23 protein-coding genes are annotated in these 18500 nt (G+C 69.0%); 11 read left to right on the forward strand and 12 right to left on the reverse strand.

What is annotated here, in order from left to right; all coding sequences use genetic code 11:
- Positions 1–147: 147 nt before the first annotated feature.
- Positions 148–636, forward strand: a complete 489-nt coding sequence (locus tag ACFSBI_RS09845; protein ID WP_377934463.1) for a hypothetical protein — start codon at positions 148–150, stop codon at positions 634–636.
- Positions 637–1429: 793 nt separating this feature from the next.
- Here ACFSBI_RS09845 and ACFSBI_RS09850 read toward each other — a convergent pair.
- Positions 1430–1744, reverse strand: a complete 315-nt coding sequence (locus ACFSBI_RS09850; protein ID WP_377934465.1) for a hypothetical protein — start codon at positions 1742–1744, stop codon at positions 1430–1432.
- A 131-nt stretch (positions 1745–1875) separates the two neighbouring features.
- Here ACFSBI_RS09850 and ACFSBI_RS09855 point away from each other — a divergent pair, with 131 nt between their 5' ends.
- Entirely contained in the window at positions 1876–2523 is a 648-nt protein-coding gene (locus ACFSBI_RS09855; protein WP_377934467.1) for an NUDIX hydrolase, read from the forward strand.
- Here ACFSBI_RS09855 and ACFSBI_RS09860 read toward each other — a convergent pair.
- From ACFSBI_RS09860 to ACFSBI_RS09870, 3 genes are all read right to left on the reverse strand, one after another.
- Positions 2513–3052: a P-loop nucleotide/nucleoside kinase family protein gene (locus tag ACFSBI_RS09860; protein WP_377934468.1), complete on the reverse strand. Its 540-nt coding sequence runs from the start codon at positions 3050–3052 to the stop codon at positions 2513–2515. The two genes, ACFSBI_RS09855 and ACFSBI_RS09860, sit on opposite strands and share 11 nt — an antisense overlap.
- Positions 3053–3104: 52 nt before the next feature.
- Positions 3105–3293, reverse strand: a complete 189-nt coding sequence (locus ACFSBI_RS09865) for a hypothetical protein (RefSeq protein ID WP_377934470.1) — start codon at positions 3291–3293, stop codon at positions 3105–3107.
- Between the two features lie 115 nt (positions 3294–3408).
- Positions 3409–4227, reverse strand: coding sequence for a hypothetical protein (locus ACFSBI_RS09870; RefSeq protein ID WP_377934472.1), 819 nt, complete (start codon positions 4225–4227; stop codon positions 3409–3411).
- Between the two features lie 407 nt (positions 4228–4634).
- Here ACFSBI_RS09870 and ACFSBI_RS09875 point away from each other — a divergent pair, with 407 nt between their 5' ends.
- Positions 4635–4823, forward strand: coding sequence for a hypothetical protein (locus ACFSBI_RS09875; protein ID WP_377934474.1), 189 nt, complete (start codon positions 4635–4637; stop codon positions 4821–4823).
- Positions 4824–4865: 42 nt separating this feature from the next.
- Here ACFSBI_RS09875 and ACFSBI_RS09880 read toward each other — a convergent pair whose 3' ends face one another.
- The 5 genes from ACFSBI_RS09880 to ACFSBI_RS09900 all read right to left on the reverse strand — a co-directional run bounded on the left by ACFSBI_RS09880 (position 4866) and on the right by ACFSBI_RS09900 (position 8988).
- Entirely contained in the window at positions 4866–5534 is a 669-nt protein-coding gene (locus ACFSBI_RS09880; protein WP_377934476.1) for a hypothetical protein, read from the reverse strand.
- 423 nt (positions 5535–5957) lie between these two features.
- Positions 5958–6746, reverse strand: a complete 789-nt coding sequence (locus ACFSBI_RS09885; protein WP_377934478.1) for an alpha/beta hydrolase — start codon at positions 6744–6746, stop codon at positions 5958–5960.
- Between the two features lie 80 nt (positions 6747–6826).
- On the reverse strand, positions 6827–8014 hold the full coding sequence (locus tag ACFSBI_RS09890; protein ID WP_377934649.1) for a hypothetical protein: 1188 nt from the start codon (positions 8012–8014) through the stop codon (positions 6827–6829).
- A complete protein-coding gene (locus ACFSBI_RS09895; RefSeq protein ID WP_377934480.1) occupies positions 7945–8262 on the reverse strand; it encodes a PadR family transcriptional regulator in 318 nt (105 codons plus the stop codon). Before ACFSBI_RS09895 ends, ACFSBI_RS09890 begins: the two co-directional genes overlap by 70 nt.
- 210 nt (positions 8263–8472) lie before the next feature.
- A complete protein-coding gene (locus tag ACFSBI_RS09900) occupies positions 8473–8988 on the reverse strand; it encodes a GNAT family N-acetyltransferase (RefSeq protein ID WP_377934482.1) in 516 nt (171 codons plus the stop codon).
- A gap of 156 nt (positions 8989–9144) precedes the next feature.
- On the opposite strand from ACFSBI_RS09900, the gene ACFSBI_RS09905 reads away from it, so the two are divergent.
- Entirely contained in the window at positions 9145–9705 is a 561-nt protein-coding gene (locus ACFSBI_RS09905; RefSeq protein WP_377934484.1) for a histidine phosphatase family protein, read from the forward strand.
- A gap of 45 nt (positions 9706–9750) precedes the next feature.
- On the opposite strand, the gene ACFSBI_RS09910 is transcribed toward ACFSBI_RS09905, so the two are convergent.
- Entirely contained in the window at positions 9751–10197 is a 447-nt protein-coding gene (locus ACFSBI_RS09910) for a GNAT family N-acetyltransferase (protein WP_377934486.1), read from the reverse strand.
- Positions 10198–11166: 969 nt separating this feature from the next.
- Here ACFSBI_RS09910 and ACFSBI_RS09915 point away from each other — a divergent pair.
- The 3 genes from ACFSBI_RS09915 to ACFSBI_RS09925 all read left to right on the forward strand — a co-directional run bounded on the left by ACFSBI_RS09915 (position 11167) and on the right by ACFSBI_RS09925 (position 12619).
- The gene (locus ACFSBI_RS09915; protein ID WP_377934488.1) at positions 11167–11529 is read left to right on the forward strand and encodes a hypothetical protein; all 363 of its coding nucleotides are present in this window, start codon (positions 11167–11169) and stop codon (positions 11527–11529) included.
- A gap of 109 nt (positions 11530–11638) precedes the next feature.
- The gene (locus ACFSBI_RS09920) at positions 11639–11860 is read left to right on the forward strand and encodes a hypothetical protein (protein ID WP_377934490.1); all 222 of its coding nucleotides are present in this window, start codon (positions 11639–11641) and stop codon (positions 11858–11860) included.
- Positions 11861–11974: 114 nt separating this feature from the next.
- Complete coding sequence (locus ACFSBI_RS09925) at positions 11975–12619, forward strand: recombinase family protein (protein WP_377934492.1); 645 nt, start codon at positions 11975–11977, stop codon at positions 12617–12619.
- 91 nt (positions 12620–12710) lie between these two features.
- Here the strand turns inward: ACFSBI_RS09925 and ACFSBI_RS09930 are convergent, their stop codons facing one another.
- Positions 12711–13319: a hypothetical protein gene (locus tag ACFSBI_RS09930; RefSeq protein WP_377934494.1), complete on the reverse strand. Its 609-nt coding sequence runs from the start codon at positions 13317–13319 to the stop codon at positions 12711–12713.
- 250 nt (positions 13320–13569) lie between these two features.
- Between ACFSBI_RS09930 and ACFSBI_RS09935 the strand changes: the two genes are divergently transcribed.
- The 4 genes from ACFSBI_RS09935 to ACFSBI_RS09950 all read left to right on the forward strand — a co-directional run bounded on the left by ACFSBI_RS09935 (position 13570) and on the right by ACFSBI_RS09950 (position 17148).
- The gene (locus tag ACFSBI_RS09935; protein ID WP_377934496.1) at positions 13570–14724 is read left to right on the forward strand and encodes a hypothetical protein; all 1155 of its coding nucleotides are present in this window, start codon (positions 13570–13572) and stop codon (positions 14722–14724) included.
- Between the two features lie 158 nt (positions 14725–14882).
- A complete protein-coding gene (locus ACFSBI_RS09940; protein WP_377934498.1) occupies positions 14883–15614 on the forward strand; it encodes a hypothetical protein in 732 nt (243 codons plus the stop codon).
- A 209-nt stretch (positions 15615–15823) separates the two neighbouring features.
- A complete protein-coding gene (locus tag ACFSBI_RS09945; protein WP_377934500.1) occupies positions 15824–16174 on the forward strand; it encodes a GntR family transcriptional regulator in 351 nt (116 codons plus the stop codon).
- The gene (locus tag ACFSBI_RS09950) at positions 16174–17148 is read left to right on the forward strand and encodes a hypothetical protein (protein WP_377934502.1); all 975 of its coding nucleotides are present in this window, start codon (positions 16174–16176) and stop codon (positions 17146–17148) included. Before ACFSBI_RS09945 ends, ACFSBI_RS09950 begins: the two co-directional genes overlap by 1 nt.
- Positions 17149–17200: 52 nt before the next feature.
- Here ACFSBI_RS09950 and ACFSBI_RS09955 read toward each other — a convergent pair whose 3' ends face one another.
- A complete protein-coding gene (locus ACFSBI_RS09955) occupies positions 17201–18436 on the reverse strand; it encodes a multidrug effflux MFS transporter (RefSeq protein ID WP_377934504.1) in 1236 nt (411 codons plus the stop codon).
- Positions 18437–18500: the final 64 nt, after the last annotated feature.

Consider the following 18500-nt stretch of genomic DNA (forward strand, 5'->3'; position numbering starts at 1 on the left):
CCACACCTACCCCGCACCGATCTGGGACATCTAGGCAAACGGGACCGAACAATAGGCGTAGGCGTCTCACGTGCAGGGGAGTGAGGCGTTGCGACTTCCGCCTTGAGGGGGATGTGAGGGCGTCGGCTCGGGAGTCAGAGTCGGTGTGTGGTTGCGGAAGTGATCGGCCAGGCGTGGGTCCAGGATCTGCCGGTCTGCCTGCCGGGGCGCGCGTGTGTTGACCAGTCGCCGGTGGCAGCTCCGCTGATGACGGTGACGTCGGCGCTGACGCCGCTCAGCCCTGTCCTCGCGGTGCTGGGCTTCGCGTTCGTCGGTGTCGCGCTCGTACTCATGGTGGTGGGGGTGCGCCGGCAGTGGCGCGGAGACGGGGCCTCTGGACTGCTCGCGCTGCTGGCGCTTGCGCTCCTGCTGTTCGGTGTCATCGCCTGGTGGGTCATCCGTGGTCGTCTCGCCTTGATCAAAGCGATCTACAGCGACCTGTACGGGCAGGCTGCTGCGCTTGTCCCGCCGTCGCTGGTCGGCTCGTGGCCTGCGGTGCTCGCGTCCTGTTGGGCGATGGCGGCGCTTGGAGGGCTGGCTGTCGTTGCAATGGTTGGAACCGCGTTGCTCCGGCTCCGCGCCGACGCAACGTCTTAGCTCGGGCCGCTTTGAACCGACCACCGTGTGACACCGTCAACAGGACGGGTGTGCGCTGGGCGAGTGCTGCTCCTTCGAGCACCGGTCTCACGGGCAGGGAAGTGGAACGTCCCACGAGCAGGGGCGTGGGACGTCGCGGGAGCAGGAGATTGAGGCGTCGCTCCGGAGGCAGTTCAGGCCGTCCGCATCTCAGAGCGTGAGAGCGAGTGCGACTTGTGTCAGTCCGATGACGACGCCGACTCCGCTGAGCACGAGAAAGAGTGTCGGCCTGCTCATTCGAGGGGACGACTGTGGGGGCTGGGCTCGGCGGTGGAACCGAAGAGCTGAGATCAGCATCGTTGTCATGCAGATCGTGAATCCCCCTGCACAGACGAGGCGGAAGACGTCGCCCGAGGACATGGCCCATGTATCTCTTAAGAGGTGTGGGTCGACTCAACCGCAGGGGAGCGAGGCTTCTCGCGGTCGACCCATGCGGATGGTAATCGCCCTGGCCATCGATACACGAGTTGCGCTTGTCGGGCGAGGGGAGTCGTTGTGAGTGGTGCGTTCGTGCTCTTCGGAGTGATGTTCGCGCTGTTCGGGCTCTTAGATCTCGTGATCGTGGTGCTGCGTCGACAGCGGCGGCTTGAGGTGGCGCGTTGGCCTCGGCGTCTCGTCAACTGGCCCAGCGCGCTGCTCGCCTTGGTGATGGCAGGAGTCATGTTCGTAGCCGCGAGCGTCGGATAGGGCCGCATCGGGCGACGAGGCAGTACGTCTCCAAGGCAGGGGCTCGAGACGAACGCGCAATCAGTGCCTAGGGACGCAGTTGCCCCCAGCCGAATTTGCTCTCCGCCACGAAGTCCTGCAGCTCGCTTCGGAACCTCTTGTACATCTGTGTTGCGGTCTCGCGGCCTTGCATCCAGCTGCCGCCTTGGTCATCGAACGTCTGAAAGGCCAGCAGCGTCTCGTCGTCCAACTGGTCGTCGGCTGTCAACGTCGGCCAATCCTCGAGGGTCAGCATCGAGTGCCCTGCTGTCTGCCGAATAACCCGCGTGCTGGTGGCTGCGAGTTCCTCGACGGAGAGGATCTCGCGCAGGGCCGGCGCTACAACGTCGAGCATTTCGCCCACGGTTCGCACGCGACGCTTTGCCATGGCCCGCAGAGTACGGCTGTGTCGGGTCCCAGTTCACCGGTGTGAGCGGTCGCGAGCGGTATCAGGAGCAGGGGTGCGAGACCGGCGTCGTCTGAGACCCTTCGCGGATGAGTGAGTGCGACTCCGGCGGCCGATCGCGCTGGCAAGCGGTCGGGCGGCGACCGGTGTACTCGGGGCGTGTCCGGATCGTGTCCCACGAGGTCCGGCTGCCGTCCGGCGCGCACGACTCCTTCGAGGTGGACGAGTCGATCCCGTTCGCCGTCGCGGTCCTGCTCCAGGACCGGGCGACCGAAGCGCTGCTGTTGACCCGCCAATACCGCTACCCGATCGACCGATGGATCTTCGACCTGCCCGGAGGAGCCGGCGAGGTGGGAGAGGCGCCCGAGGCTGCCGCTCGACGCGAGTGCGAGGAGGAGCTGGGGCTCATCCCGCAGACGATGTCGCCACTGCACACCTTCTTCCCCAACCCTGGTCGAGCCGCCTGGCCAGTGCACCTCTTCTTCGTGGACACGACTCGCCCCGGCACAGCCGCGACCGCTGACGAAGCCGAACAGGTCGAATTGGCACACGTCTCCGTCGCGGAGCTCGACAGGCTCGTGGTCGCCGGCACAATCGTCGATCCCTCCCTCCTCATCGCGCGCACCATGGCCGCGGCGACCGGCCTCCTCCCACCCGTCGCGGGTCCGACCTCGTCCCTGCAGCAGGCGGGACCGGCCAGCCGGACTGCGTCTGCGGGGACTGCGGTCATTGGCTGAGTGCGGCGCGCACTGCAGCGACGACCGTGTTGATGTGCACGGTGTCGTCGAAGTGCAGGTGCGCCTCGTCCGAAGTGGGCGGGTCGAAGGCGTCGAGGTGGTCGGCCATGACGCTGTCGATCACGTCGTGTCGCGCGGCATCCCCGCGGTTGGCGAGCAACCGCTCCTGAATCACCTCGGTCGCGACGTCGATGAAGACCAGCACGAAGCGGGCCCGCGAGTCCGTTGCGAGCTGACGCCACTCGTCGCGAAGGAAGCGAGGAGAGGAGGTGTCATCGACGACGACCGTCAGATCGGCGTCGAGCAGCACTGCCGCACGACTATGCGCGACGGTGTTCGTTCGCAGCCAATCCTCGACGGGGATGCCATCGCCGCCGCGGAGTCCTCGCTCAGCGTTAATGGCGTCATAGCCCAGTACGCGTGCGTCCAGCGCCTGAGCGAGCTCATCCGCAACGGTGCTCTTACCCGAGAACGATCGGCCCATGAGCAGCACAACGGCACCAGGCACCTGCACATCCTGCTTGATCATCGCCAACCCGACCTTGCACACGGGGGGCTCGGTGGCAGCCGGTTGAGACACCTCAGCGACTGATGCTGCCTCGACGGATGAGGAGGGCGCCGACGACGATGAGGACGGCAGCTAGGACGACGATCACGGTAGACGCGATGCGGACGGTGGAGCTCTCGGTCGTTGTCACAGTGAACAGGGCGACGAGCAACGTGAAGCCTGGGCCGGCGAGGAAGATTGCGATCGCTCTCTTCCTCGACATGACCCAACGGTACGACCAGACAGGGCTCTGTCTTGTGAGGAGAGAGGGGAGACGTCTCGCGAGCAGGGCAATTGGGACGCGCTGCGTACCTGTGTTCGTCTTGCGGATGGGGTGGCTACTCGATGGTGGAGTGGATCGCGGGTCGTGGGGGCTCGAGCGTGGCATCGCCGGGATAGGACAGCGGTGGGACCTCGTAATCAGCAGTGACGGTGCCGGAGCGGATGTCGACGACCTGTGTCTCGGTCAGGAACATCGAGCCTGATGGGACCTCGAGTCGGTGGTCGTCGAGGAAGCGTGCCCCGGCGGCCGAGCGCTTCAGGTTCTTGAGCCATGTCCAGCCTCGGGCTTCGTCGGACTCGGTGAGGTGAGTTTCGGTGTGGAGGTCACTCACGCCAATTCGCCACCTGGCATAGCCGTCGTCGTGGATCTGCCCGAAGAGACGTACTCGGCTGTGACGATCGGGTGTTCGTTTCCATGAGCCAACGAAGGTGGCGGCCCACCCGGAGTCGCGGGCTCGCCGAACTGCCGCGCTCAGGACACTGTGATCCCAGTCGCGGAGGGTCGCGAGGTCGGAAAGGTGCTGTGTCACGGCGTCCGCGAGGAGCTCCGCCCGCGTGTCCGGGTTGAAGTGTCGGAAGCCGCGCGGGATCTGCAGACGCCCAAAGTCGTAAGTCCGCTGATCGAACGCAGTGACGGATATGTCGGGGCCGTCGTAGACGTCGAGCATGATGCGATGGCTTGATCGGGGTGCCGGAAGGTTGCTGCTCGAGATCTCGGCACTGATCGCTTCGGTGACCCGGCGTGAGGAACGTGCCGCTGCATCGATGTCGAGCTCGTCTGTCGTCGGGTCCTGCTCCAAGGGCTTGGGAAGTCCCCACGGGATGTCGAACCAACCCGAGTACGGGTAGCAGTGCACGTCCTTGAGGTGCCCCATCCGCGCCTCCCAAATTCGAGACTGGATCGTATGGGCGCCAGCCAAGAGTCTGGTCTCACGTGCAGCCGATGGAGACGGCCGCGAAACTTCGTCGGGAGGTGAGGAGTGACCAGCAGGACGGCAGAGGTAGTCATCTACCTCCTGGTCGAGGGAGGCGTCGCCGCAATCGGCTTCCTCATGATCAGCTGGATGCTGCGGCGACAGCGGCAGAAGCGTCCGTTACCAGCGGTCGTGCAGTGGTTCGCCGTGATCGTGATGCTCATCGGATTCGGCTTGTTCCTCTTCACAGCCCGGAGCCTTGGATGAATGGAAGCCGGAGTGCTCGTCTTCCCGCGGAGGAGTGACGCGTCTCAGGCGGGGGAGAGTGGGACCTGTCCGAGGCGGTGCCCGATGAGTACATTCCGGCTATGACCTCCGTCGGTCCCCTGTTCCCGGATGCCTACGCCTTCGGATGGGTAGTCGCGCTCGTCGTTCCAGTGATCGCGGTGGCGCTCGGACTGCTGGCCCTGTACTTCGTCATTCGCAGGGCTGTCGCTGGAGGCATTCGCGACGCTCGGAAGCGGGAGCCGCGCTCCGCTGCTGCAGACGACCACTGACGAGCGACGTCGTGTCGCGTGCAGCAGGTCGGTGAGACGGCCTCACCTCGCTCGTTCACGGGTGAGGTATCTACGGCTGGCGGGCACTGTGACGCCGTATTGCCAGACGGCGACGGCTGCGAGCAGGACCAGCAGACCGGCGATTCCTGCTGTGGTCTCGGGTAGGTCGAGCGTTAGTGCCAGACCCGCTGCCATGAGTGCCGCCCCGAGGTAGCAGGGGACGAGTGCTCGAGCCGCGTGGAGATCCTGCTCGGCGATCGCTGCGACGACCGCTTGATGCTGCTCGACGATCGGTTCAGATCCTCGGATCTGCCGTCGCGCCGAGCGCCTCTCGCGCCCATTCAAAGCGCCGTCGACGCGCTCCCATGTCGGCAGGAGCCGCTTGGTGACGAACGCGAAGACCGAACCGATCAGGATCATCAGCGCGCCCGCGCTTGCCAGAGCGATCCCGACCCAGAACGCTGGAGGCAAAGGCGCTGCTGAGTCAGGCGCCGAACTGTTCCCGCCGTCGGTGAAGTATCGGACCAGTCCCACGACCACGCCGTAGGCGGCCGCGGCACCGATCAGGAGCAGCCAGGACCGGCGGTTCGCACGGCGACGTTCCGGCGAGATCTGCCGTGAGATGCGCTGCTCGGCTTCTATCCAGCGATCTTCACTCATTGGGCCCACGAGTTGATCCTTCCGCAAATAGGCCTCGAGGGTTGAGGACACCAAGCTGACCCTCTCAGGAGCAGGTCGGTGAGACCTTGCTTGATTGCGTCCATCGTGATCGCCTGGAGAGTCAGCATTCTCTGTACCGGAGCGGAAGGATGGCGCTGTGAGGACGACCCGCTATTGGCTGACGCTTGCGGCTCTCAACGGAATCGTCCTCGTGGCAGCTGTGTTGCTGTCCGCGTCAGGACGAGTGCTCCCAGTGCCGCTCTCCTTGTTCTTCGCGATAGCCAGCGGTGTCGTGGTGCTCGTGGCGTTGGTCCGGCTGGCGCAGTCGCGTCCTTGAAAAGGAGTGCCAACGTGCGCGCAGTGGGTCTCTGGCGGCCGACAGATGGCCCAGCCGAAGTGTTGTCTCAGCGGTAGGGGAGCGAGACGCCTCGCCCCTGACGCGGCGGTCGGCACGTGCATCCTGTCTGAACGTCGTTAGACGGGCCGGGTCGTCGTGCCGAAGCTCCACGCGGCAATGAGCGCGATGGCGTCGCGGAACGGTTGAGTGTCGGGCGAGTTGAGGAAGGCGTGGCGGGTTCCGGCGAGCACGTGGTGCTGCAGATTGACTCCGATGGCGCCGAGCTCGTCGGCGAACTGGTCGCCGGACACGCGCATGTTGTCGTGCTCTGCGTTCACGACCAGCGTGCGGGAGAAGCCGTCGATTCGGTGTCCCCCGGGAAATGCCAGCCGGTCGGCGAGCATGTGGCCTGGGCCGGCGTAGTTGCGGTTCGCAAGGTCGAGCGCCCAGGTCGCATGGCTTAGTCGACGGAGCCCGCGAGACCTGGCGCGCGAGTCGGTTCGCCGCGGATGGACGGCATGGAAGAAGCCGTAGGCGAGCACCGTGCCAGCGGCGTGCGCCCCTTCGTCGCTCGCACGGAGCGTGGCGGCGGCGGCGAGGCAGGCGCCTGCGCTCGCACCGCCGAGGAGCACACCGCGCGATGAGCGGGATCTGAGCTCGTGGTAAGCGGTCATGACATCGTCGAGGGGGAGCGGATACCTCCCTCGTGCACGTCCCTTGCGGGCAGGGGCCCACGGCATACCCGGAGGTGGGCACAGGCGGTAGTCGGCTGTGACGACGGTCACTCCGTTCTGCGCTAGTGACTCGGCGACCGCGTGCGCCTCGGGTTGATCGAGGCTGCCCCTGAAGAAGCCGCCGCCGTGCAGCCAGAGCAGCACCGGGCCGATCGGGCTGTCTTCGGAGTGCGGTGGCCGGTACCAGCGCACTGGGACGCCCTGGAGGCTGCTGTGGTCTCGTTGGCACCCCGTTGCGTTGCGTCCTCGTGGGGTGCTTCGACAGCACCGTGTCACGAGGTCGATAGCGTCCCGGGTCCGCGGATCGGGCGGGGCACCCAGCCGAGGGCGATCGCCGAGCCTGCCAGCGTCAGTTGCCCGATGAAAGCTAGGACGGCGGACATGGCGGAGCCGTCGCCACCACCGGTGTTGAAGGAGTCGGCGATGGACATGCCGATTCCGAAGCTCGCGAAGAAGCGGAAGAACACCGCGGCGCTGGTGAGACCGAGCATGAGGATCGCGATGCGGCGCGGGGTGAGTGCCGCGGCCGACCGTCGGCAGGCGCCGACCAAGACGGCAACGCCCGCCGCCGTCCAGAGGACTGCCCAGATGGCGATCGAGCTGAAGTGCATGGCGATATCGAAGCCGTCCCGCTCAATCATGCCGGCATAGATCGCCTGCACGGTCTGGCCGGGCACCTTCGACTGCGGGTTCCAGATCAGAGCGTCGACCCCGCCGAGCGCGACGACGGCGAGCAGCAGCGTCATCCCTCCGACGGCGACGGGCACGCGCCGAGCACGGCTGGCTGTCCGAGGCTGCAGCTGCAGCGCAGGTGACCCTGCAGCGACGACAGCCCCGCCAATCAGCCCCGCGAGGAGGACCATGAGACCGATTAGCGGCGCGACAGGCCTGCCGGCAGGATCGGCGAAGCCCGCCGCGACCAGCGCCGGCCCCGTGATGAGCGCCAGGAGCGAGCCGCGGGTGAGCCAGGTGCGGGCGGCGATCCCCGCCCCGAGGAGGAAGAGCACGGCGCAAGCGCCTGCCGCGAGGGCGAGGATCGCGAGCCCTCGACTCGCGATCAGGAACAGCGGTGCCGCGCTCGGCGCCACGCCCGGGTCGGGAAGGTTCCCGCCGGTCAAGTAGAGCCCTGCCAGCACGCCAGCAGCAGCCACCAGCAGGCCGCCACCACGGCGAGCGAGGCGACGAGGCAGCGCGCCTCGCGGCTCACCGCTGTGCTCAGGCCGGTCGCGATCGATGCGGACGACCAAGGAGAACGCGCCCAGCACGACGTCACGACGCGGCAGCCCCAGCTGACTCGCACCGACCAGGTCCGCGCGCCACTCCTCCAGGTACCGCAGGCGGACGAGCCGCGGCAGCAGAAGTGCCAGGAGTCGCAGCGGGAGGTCGAGGCTCACGCGACGACCTCTGCCGCTGCGCGAGATCGGAGAGGCTTCCGAGGCGACGCAGATCGCGCGCTCCATGCGGCGACGGCTTCTCTCGCCGCGGCACGACCGTCGGCAGTCAGCTCATAGAGGCGGCGGCGCGGGCCGCGGCGGGCGGTCTCCGTCTCCCACTCGGACGTCACCCAACCGGCGCTCTCGAGCCGCTCCAGGATTGGGTACACGCTTCCGGCCGGGCGTCCGGTGCGCTTGACCACCTGCAGTCCCCACACGCCGCCGGCCTCCTCGTCGACCAGGGCCCGCAGCACCTCCGCCGTCGCGGCGGTCATCCGAGATAACGACTCCACGTCCGCACGCTACCTATATAGAGAAGCGCAATGCAATCCCTTCGGTCTATCGACCCGTTCACCGCTGCGCTGCGCCGGAGCCCTCGACGCGTGACGAGCCGCGTCTCCAGAGCAGGGGCGTGGGACGGGTCGCAGGCAGGGGGAGTGAACGGGACGCCGCGTACCTCGGTGAGAGGTGCGGTGAGCGGGTGCTCAGTGGGATGCGGCGTCGAGCTGCAGCCGCGAGAGTGGCCGGTCGGCGTAGATGAGCCGTACCGCTGCGGGGTCCGGGTTGCCCTGATCGGGTCCGCGGTGCACCAGCGACAGGCCGACCTTCCGAGCGACGTTGCTCGAGGCGAGGTTGTGCTCGAGCAGGTAGGCGACGACGGGTAAGTTGGGTCGGTGCGTTTGTGCATGGGTGAGGGCGACCCTGGCCAGCTCGGTGGCGTATCCGTTGCCCTGCGCGCTGGCCGCGAACCGGTAGCCGAGGTTCCATACGGCGTCGTGCAGCACGCTGCAGCCGCCGTACCCGACAACGGCTCCCGCACCGCGCAGGCGAACCACCCAGGTGCCGAGCCCCTCGCGCTCCCACTGGTCGATCCAGCGGGAGACAGCGGCCTGCGTCTGGTCGATGGAGGTGTGCCGGAGGCTCGGGTAGTGCTGCCAGACCGCAGGGTCCTGGAGGATCTCGTGCAGTGCGCGGACGTCGCCAAGCCGAGGCGCGCTCAATGAGAGTCGCTCGGTCTCGGCTAACTCCGCTCCAGCTGCACTCGCGTACGCCTCGCTCACGGCCAGAGGGTAGGCGTCCCCGGTTCGTCCCGGCAGCAGGTGAAAGAGACGGGTGGAGCTTCGACGTAGCGCAGGCTTGCTCGGTAGCTTCAGCGCGTGGCGTGCATCTTCATCACCCACCCCGAGGTGCTCATCGATCCCGGAGTGCCTGTCGTGGAATGGGGGCTGTCGTCTGTCGGCAAGGACCGCGCAACTCGGCTTCCCGACCAGGTCGGTTCCGGGGTCGAGCTCGTGGTCAGCAGTGGTGAGCGCAAAGCAGTCGAGACCGCGGATTTGCTGGCGGCGGCACGAGGTCTGCCGAGGGTCGTCGACCACGCCCTCGGGGAGATGGACAGGAGCGCGACCGGCTACTTGCCGCCAGCAGAGTTCGAGCAAACCGCCGACGCGTTCTTCGCGCACCCAGAGCTCTCGGTACGGGGCTGGGAACGCGCTGTCGACGCCCAGTCTCGCGTCGAAGCGGCGGTGCGCCGTCACCAGGGCGAGAGCGACGATCGCGCGATCGCGTTCGTTGCGCACGGTGGGGTTGGAGGCCTTCTCATGGCGAGTCTTGCGGCAGTGCCGATCAGTCGCTCGCTCGATCAGCCTGGGCTCGGGAGCTACTTCTGGTTCGACGCACAGAACTGGAAGCTGCTCTCCCCGTGGCACTCGATCTCTTGACCCTCGGGCGGTCTGCGTCTCTCCAGCAGGCATCTGAGACGGCCGTCAGGCGTCCCATGTTTTTGGTTTGGGCGGGGCGAGGATCATGAGCTTCTGGGGGTCGGGGAATTCGGTGAAGCCGACGCGTTCGTAGAGGCCGTGGGCGTCGAGTGTGGACAGCAGCACGCGATTGAGTTCCAGCGGGCGGAGGGTCTCGACGACTGCCGTGGCGAGGAACAAGCCCAGGCCCTTGCCGCGGGCTCCTGGGGAGACGTAGACGTCGCAGAGCCAGGCGAAGGTTGCACTGTCGGTCACGACGCGGGCGTACCCGACGAGCTTCCGCTCGCGGTCGAGGACGCCGAAGTTCATCGATGCTTCGGCTGCCTGCTGCACGGTCTGTCTTGATCGGCCGAGTGCCCAGAACGCGTCGGTCGACAACCATCGGTGCACGGTGTCGAGATCGATCTCGTGCAGATCGGTCGTCACCCGGAAGTCCCTCGTGCTTGCGGCCACGGGTGGACGCTACAAGCCGCACGTACTCCGCCTCCGATGGCGCCGTCGATGCGACTCTTGCGCCGAGTTGGACCCAAGATCGAGTCGCACGACCAGGGTGCCGAGACGAGCCGACTGCTGGTGGCGGGCGTTGTACTAGGTGAATGGTTGCGTGATACTCGCGCAATGCTGAGGAGTGCACCGGCCGGAGGGGAGACCTCGCTGGGTCCGATCTATCCGCTGGGGTACGAGTTGGCCTGGTGGGCGATCGCTGCGTGCATCGTCTTGGTCATCGTTGTCGCGCTGATGAGAGTCCTCAGGTCCCGTGAGTTGAGCAGTGCGGCTCGGGTTACGTGGGTCCTGCTGGTCCTACTCACCATGCCCATCGGGGCCATCGCCGCACTGCTACTCGTACGCAACAGCGCAGGAACCTCGATCAAGAGCGGCGCATAGCCACTCAGCCCACTCCTGGCTAGTCGAGATGTCTCACGGGCAGGCACTTGAGACGTCTCTGCGGTCGCTGTCAATCCGCGCCGGAAGGCAACCGGTCATAGACCAGGACTCGGTCCCCGAGCGTGGCGATCCGGCGTCACTCGGCGCCCCGGCTTCTCACGAAGACGTCCAGGGGTTAGTGCATGAGGATCCAGGTCGCAACGCCCATGTTGAGGAACACGCATGCCGTGATCAGGGCATAGAACGTGAGGCTTGACCGCTTCGTGGATTCCGGGTGTACGCGCCTGGCGCGCTGAAGCCAGATGAGGCCGATCGAAACCACCGCCAAGAAGCCGCCGAAGCTGGTGGTGGCGAGGATCTCGTTCGGAGTCGCGAGGCCTACTTTCTAGAGGAGCTCACTCCCTCGAAGTTTCACTGCGCTCTCGCAGCGGCGTCAACCTGCGCCGCGCCTCCGTTAGGCACCCTGTCGTCTCACGTGCAGGCAGCTGAGACGCAACAGTTACAGCCATCGGGGATGAAGGCTGAGATGGTGCTCCGGTGACCGACGTGGTGGCTTTCGACACTCTTGAGGTCCGCCTGGTGTCTCGCTTCGACGAGGGCCGGGGTGTGGGTCGTGTCCTCGTCTGGCTGCTCAGCACGGTGCTGGTGCTGATCTCCGTGGCCCTTTCGGTGGCGACCTCGGTACCGTTCGCAGAGCTCATTCCGATGCACGAGATCGTGGTCCTGCGTCGAGGAACTAGCGAGGAGCTCCTGCGCGGCGAGGTGCCGGTGTTTCGCGGGAGGCGACTGCTGAAGCTGATGAAGGCAGATGCCTCGTCGATGTCTGAGGCTGGTTTCCTGCAGAAGTGGGCGAACGTGCGCCGCTGGACCCTGCTGCTCGACGCACCCAACTGGGCGTGACGCTGCTTTCGCGGGACCTGCTTTAGCGACGTCTCGCATGCAGGCAGTTGAGACTGCTGCGCAGGAGGTTGACGTGGTTGAGGTCCGACTAAGCAGCGAGCAGGCTGCGATGGCGAACGAGATCAAGGACATCGATCGGCAGTTGAACGAGCTCGACGATCGGGTCCGAGAGTCAGTTCGATGGGGGTTGCACGGCAGTGGCGCTGGCGCTGGAGCTCTTGGGCGTGATCGGGCGCAGCAGGAAGACGATCAGGCGCGGACCTCTCTCGAGCAGCGGCGCCGAGCCCTGGCCGAGGAGTTACGCGCTTCTGTCGCGCAGTCGCAGAAGTAGGCAGACGAGACATACACGGGCTGTCTCGCTGCTGGCCGTCTGAGACAGCGAAGCGCGACGTGATTCTCGGAAGCTGTCGCACAACCGGGGTGCAGCTGTAGCGCTACGAAGTCAGTGCTGAGACGGTGCGCGATGACTACTACCCATGAGGGACCCACCTCGCCATCAATCACCTGGGGCTATCGGCGGAAGTCGAGCCTGCAGCAGTCCTATGAACGTCAGACCAAGGCCTTGCACGATCTCGGGATCCCGGAGGAACGGATCTTCGAGGACGCGATGTCGGGCCGGACGATGAACCGGCCCGGCTGGCTGAGCCTGCTGTCGCACGTCCGCGCTAACGACGAGGTGTGGGTCGACGGCCTCGACCGGCTCGGCCGCTCCACCCTGGCGACGTTGCAGGCGATGGAGGAGCTCGAACTGCGCGGCGTCCGGGTCCGCAGCGCCAAGCCGGGGGAGGACCTGCAGGGCACCACGGGCGAGTTGATCCGGCAGATCATGCTGGTGATGGCGCAGTGGGAGCGGCGGCAGATGCTCGAGCGCGTCGCCGAGGCCCGCGCCGCCCGCCTCGCGGCAGGCAAGCCGGCGGGCCGGCCGAAGACGGCGCTGGCGGACAAGCAGGTCCGCCACATCCACGCCCTCCACGCGGCGGGCTACTCCGTCAAGCAGATCGTCGGCGACCTCGGCATCAGCCGTGCCTCGGTCTACCGCGCACTCGCCCTGCGACCTGCACCTGCCGACGCGGCGACCGAGGCGACCTGACCGGGTCGCAAGCTGGTCAGCGGCGGCGTCTCCACCGCCTGTGCTCGTCGGCGGGGAAGGCTCGATTGGACCGGGCCGGGCTCGAGTGGAATCAGCCGAGCCGCTCCTCCTGCGCCGAGTGGTCGGCGAGGTAGCGGGCCGCCTGCCGAGCGGCGCGGAAGTGCTGCGGCGCCAGGATCGCGAAGCAGGCGGCGGCGAGCACGCCGAGTACGCCGGCGACCAGGTCGGGAACTCGTGCGCCTGCCGCGATGAAGACGATCAGGCGCACCCCCTGCCCGAGACCGAGCGCGGCCGCGAGCAGGACCCACCGCTGCCCGACGGCCGGCAGCGCCGACGCGGCGAGCTCCGCGTAGCGGAGCGCGCGTGCCCGCTCGCCGGCTGTCAGCTCCTCGGGTGCGCCGGCGACAGCGCGCTTGATGCGCTCCGCGGCGATGTCGTAGCCCGCCGCATCGGAGACGACCTTCAGCAGTCGACCACCCGCCACCGCGTGCCCGATCACGGCGCCGAGTAGCACTGCCGGGACGAGGAGCACCGCGGACCAGAGCAGCGGCGACTCGTCCGAGCCGGCGAGGAGGAGCCCGAGCGTCACCGCCACGAGCAGCCCCACCGCTGCTCCGACCACCGCGCCCCGACGCGCACGGCGGAGGCGCTGCTGCAGGCTCGAGATCGCGTCGTCGGTGGGGGCCGGCTCAGTCGTCATCCCGCGGCTCCTGACGCACCGGGTCTCGCAGCTGCGCGACCTCGTCCCGCTACCGCGGTCATGTGCGGCCCGTGGTGCCGCAGCGCCGCCTTCTGCTCTGACGTCGATGACCGGGCAGGCCCGCGCCCGGACTCGGCTGGAGAGGGGGCGGCCACGGCCCGACCGTACAGAAGCGCCGTCGCCGCGGTCGACCTCGCCGTCCCGGTCTGCCTTCTTGAGAGTGCTCGTGGTCCAGCGGACACTTCCAGCCATGCGAGCGCAGCGGATCGGTCGGGTCGTCGCCGCAGCGGCGATCGTGCTCCTGGCGTCGACCGGCTGCTCGGCCGTCCCTGCAGCGGTCGCGGGAAGCGCTCCGGACGATCTGCCCGAGTCGGTCCAGGTGGAGGGGAAGACGGTGCCGTACGCGGAACCGCAGCGGTGGACCGTCGCCTCGATCCCGGCGCGGTCCAGCCGCACGCTCCAGGTGTTCGCCACCGGCTCCACGGACGAGGGCGGCAGCGCGTGCGGGCCGGCGGTGCTGCGCTTCCACGTCGAGGAGACCGCCGAGACCGTGCGCGTGCTCGTCGCCGGCTACCAGCAGCCCCGGCCGCAGAACCTCGCCTGCGCGGCCATCGGCTACGTGCCGTCCCCGCACCCGGTCCGCCTCGAGTCACCCCTCGGCGACCGCCGGCTGGTGGACGCCCACACGGGCAAGGCGGCGACGCTGCTGGTCGGCACCGACTACCCCGACATCCCCGTCCCGCCCGGCGCTCCGGCCAGGGCAGTGCTGCAGCCCGGCTGGGGCGACGGGCCCGTGCAGCGCCGCTGGACCTACCCGGACGGCCGCGCCCTGACGCTGCAGGTCCAGCAGCCGCGCCCCTCCAGCGACGTCGGCCCCTACGGCCGCACCGTCCGGCAGCGGCAGATCCACGGCAGCCCCGCCACCGTCTACGCCACCGGCGGGAAGGAGTACGGCACCACCCAGGTCGTGTGGACCCCGAACCGGGAGCAGACGATCACCGTGCAGCTGTCCAACAGTCCGAAGCGGCAGTGGACCCTCGACGAGGCCACCGCGATCGCCCGCTCCGTCACGGACTACCGCACCGCCGATACCGGTCGCCTCGCCCAGCCCAGCAGCCCCGGCACCGCCGCTGCGAGCTACAACAGCGCCGACGGCCCCGTCCGGCACGACCCGAACCTGTTCAAGAGCAGCGGCGTCCACATCGCCCTCGACTGCCAAGGGACCGGACGCGTCACCGTCACCCTCCGCGACACCGACTACCGCTTCGAGTGCACCAGCACCCTCACCCACCACCTGCGCACGAGCGTCGGAGCACCCGACGAGCCCTTCTTCGTCGACATCACCGCCGACCCCGGCGTCCGCTGGGCCGCGACCCTCGCCCGCGCCTCGCTCGACGGCAGCTGACCGTCCAGAGACCCGACACGACGGACCTCGCAACCACGGCGGCTGCCGACACGGGTGCGCGCAGGGAACCGAACGACGCCTTCCGAACACTCCCTCAGTGAACGGCCGGATCGTCCGGATCGGCCGCCGACGGAGGGGATGGCGCCATGGGTCGAGGCATGCGTACGACGGTCGGGGCGTGCGGGGCGGCGCTGCTGCTGGTCACGGGGCTGGCGGCGCCGGCCTGGGCGGCGCCGGGGTCCGCAGCCGCTCCGGCGGCGGCGCAGGGGTGCACCAACAAGGGGACCGTGCCGAAGCACGCTCGGACGGTGGACATCGGCGACGTCGATCACGACGGGAAGGACGACACCGCCTTCTACGCGGCAATCCCCGGCACGAGCGACGCCGACGGGCACTACGACTACGGCATCCACACCGCTGCCGGCGGGGTGATCAAGGTCCGGGACCGGATGACGGGGATGAACGTGCACGGCGGCTGGTTCTCCGGCACCGACGGGATGGGGTTCGTGGCGGTCATCGACGACACCGAGACCGCCACCCTCTACGCCTTCCGCGGCTGCCGGCTGATCCAGCCGCAGCACGTCGGCGGCGGCGCGTACGTGATGAAGATCGGAGCCCGGGCGAAGGGCGCCACCGGCGTCGCGTGCAACGACCAGAACGGCGGTGTCCTGCTCGAGCGCGCGACCGCGCGGAAGCGCAGCAACGGCAACTACGACATCGTGCGGACCGTCATCGATGTCAGCGCGGACGGCAGGACCGCGAAGCGGCAGGGCGGCAAGGGCAGCACCGAGGTGCGCTGGTCGAACCTGAAGCCCTCGGACCCTCGCGTGCAGCAGGCCCGCGGCAGCCACTGCAACGACGTGCCCAAGGTCGACGCCCGCCTGGACTGATGGGCCTGCCGCTCGCCGGAACCGAGCAGCACCAGCCGGACCCTCCACCGGTGCGCACGGGTCGACCCTGCGGATAGGGCGATCGGCGGCACGGGGCGCGGGCGGATGAGCCCCTCGGGAACCGGCGACGCCTCCGCCGTCCGAGCGGGTCGTCGCGCCCGCGCCATCCGGGCTTGCCGCCGATCTATAGTTCGCATAGCATGCAAACTATGCTCATCCATCTCGTGGAGGGCTCGGCTGCGACGTTCGCCGAGCAGATCGTCGCGCAGGTGCGCATCGGGGCGGCGAGGGGCGACATCGTCCGGGGCGAACGGCTGCCGTCGGCGAAGGACCTGGCCGAGTCGCTCGGGGTCAACATGCACACCGTCCTTCGCGCGTACGACTCGCTGCGCGAAGCGGGCGTGATCGATCTGCGGCGCGGTCGCGGAGCGGTCGTGGTCGGCGGGGACGTGCCGGCGATGCGGACGCTGCTCGAGTCCGTCGCCGCGCTCGTCGAGGACGCCGGGCGTCTCGGGATCAAGCCGGGCGAGCTGTCGACGCTGGTGAAGGGCATCGGCTGATGCGCGCGCTGAAGGCGTCGGTCGCGCTCCTGCTCGCAGGCGCGCCCCTGGCCGCGATCGTGCTCGCCGGTGTGGTGCTGAAGCCCCGGCTGGGCGCGGTGACGGCGTCGCACTGGTCGGGGACCGCGGTTCGCCCGGACGGATTCACCTCGACCGAGCCGATGTTCTGGACCTCCGCGGCGATCACGACCGTCCTCGGGGTGGGCGGGCTGGTCGGCGTGGTGGCCGTCGCGCGCGGTCGGGGGTCCCGCGTCTGGCCCGCGGTTGCGAGCCTGGCGGCGGGCCTCACCGCCTGCGCCTGGATCGCGGCCGCGTGGGCCACGGCCGATGCGGCCGACGTGCAGCGCGCCGCGCTCGGCGCCCGGCTCGCGATCATGCTGATCCCCGCGGCGCTCGCGGTCTGCGTCTACCTCCTCCTGCCAGCCACCCCGGTGCAGGAGACCGAAGCGGCGACGGTTCCGGCGCTCCCCGCCGGCTCGGGCGACCGGCTGGCGTGGTCGGGGACGACCGGCAGCCCCGTCCTCGCGGTCGTCGTGTCGGTCGTGGCGCTGCTCTTCGCCGCGATGCTGGCCGCGGCGGTGATCAGCCGCGAGCCCGCGGTCGTGATCAGCGCGGTCGTCCTGCTGCTCGCCACGCTCGCGGCCCTGCTGCTCGAGCCCGTGCGCCTCACCGTCGATCGGCGAGGGGTCCGGCTCCGCTCCGCGCTGCTCCGGGTCCCGCTGATCCGGGTGCGCCTGAGCGACATCGCCGAGGTCGTCACCGACACGATCGAGCCGGCGCGCTGGGGCGGCTGGGGCTACCGCGTCTCCGGCGCCGGCATCGCCTACGTCGCACGCAGAGGCCCGGGCATCGTCGTCAAGCGCCGCAACGGCACCGCGGTCGCGATCACCGTCGACCGACCGGAGGACCCCGCCGCGGTCGCCAACACCCTCAGCCGGCTCGCATCGAGCGGCAGCGCGCCGGAGCGCCGCTGAGCCGGGTGCCGAGGACGCCGACGTCCCGACCCTCCCGCCGACTCCGAGTCCATCAGGCGATCGGCGGCACCGTCCGCGGTCGGATGAGGACCCAGAGCGCCGTCATGGCGAGCGTGCCGCCGACGACGGCGATGATGCCGATCGACGACGCCGACTGCGAGCCGATCACGCCGACGAGCGGGCTGACGATCGCCGCGAGGCCGAAGTTGCCGACGCCGAGCAGGCTCGCGGCGGTGCCGGCCTCCTCGCCGTGGTGGATCAGCCCGAGCACCTGCACGCACGGGAAGGCGAAGCCGCAGGCGGTCATGAAGACGAACAGCGGCACGATCAGCACCGGCAGCGGCGCGCTGTGGCCCGGCATCGTCAGCAGCGCGACCGCCGCGCAGAGCTGGGCGCTGACGGTGCCGAGCAGGATCCACTGCGGGCCGACCCGCCGCATGATCCGGGCGGAGGTCTGCGCGCCGATGATCAGCCCCACCGAGTTGACGGCGAACACGAAGCCGTACTGCTGCGGGTCCAGGCCGTAGACCTGCTGCAGCAGGAACGGCGAGATCGACAGGTAGGAGAAGATCCCGGCGAACTGCATGCCGCCGACGACCGCGGCGCCCACGAAGACGCGGTCGGAAAGCACCCGGCCGAACCGCTCGCGGGCGCTCATCCGCTCGGCGCCGTGCTCCACGCGGGAGCGGGTCTCGCCGATCGCGAAGGCGGCGAGCGCGAGAGCCGCGGCGCCGTACAGCGCGAGCGCGACGAAGAGCCCGCGCCAGTCGAGCACGTGCAGCAGCTGGGAGCCGACGAGCGGCGCGAGCACCGGCGCCGCCCCGATGACGAGGCCCATGTTCGCGAGCATGCGCACGAGCCGGTGCCCGTGGAAGAGGTCGCGGATCATCGCCGCGGCCACCACGCCGCCGCCCGCGGCGCCGATGCCCTGCAGCAGCCGGAGCGCCGCGAGCACGGTGACGTCGGGCGCGAACGCGGCCGCCAGGCAGCTGACGACGTGGAGGCTCGCGGTCGCGAGCAGGGGGATGCGCCGGCCGATGCGGTCGCTCCAGGGGCCGACGAGCAGCTGGCCGAGCGCGAAGCCGAGCACGGTCGCCGAGAGCGTCAGCTGGATCGCGACGTCGGTGGTGCCGAACGCGGCCTGCACGGCGGGGAACGCCGGCAGGTACAGGTCGGTGGTGAACGGGCCGAGCGCGACGAGCAGCCCCAGGATCACCACGACGGCGGCGCGGGTGCGGGGGCGGAGCAGGTCGCCGGGGGAGACGACGGGCAGGGCGGCGGAGGTCACGGCGGATCCCTCATGGATCGAGAGGTGGCGGGCGTCCGACACGGGTCCGCCGCGGCCGGGGACC

Source organism: Amnibacterium endophyticum (assembly GCF_042680685.1).
Classification (GTDB): domain Bacteria; phylum Actinomycetota; class Actinomycetes; order Actinomycetales; family Microbacteriaceae; genus Amnibacterium; species Amnibacterium endophyticum.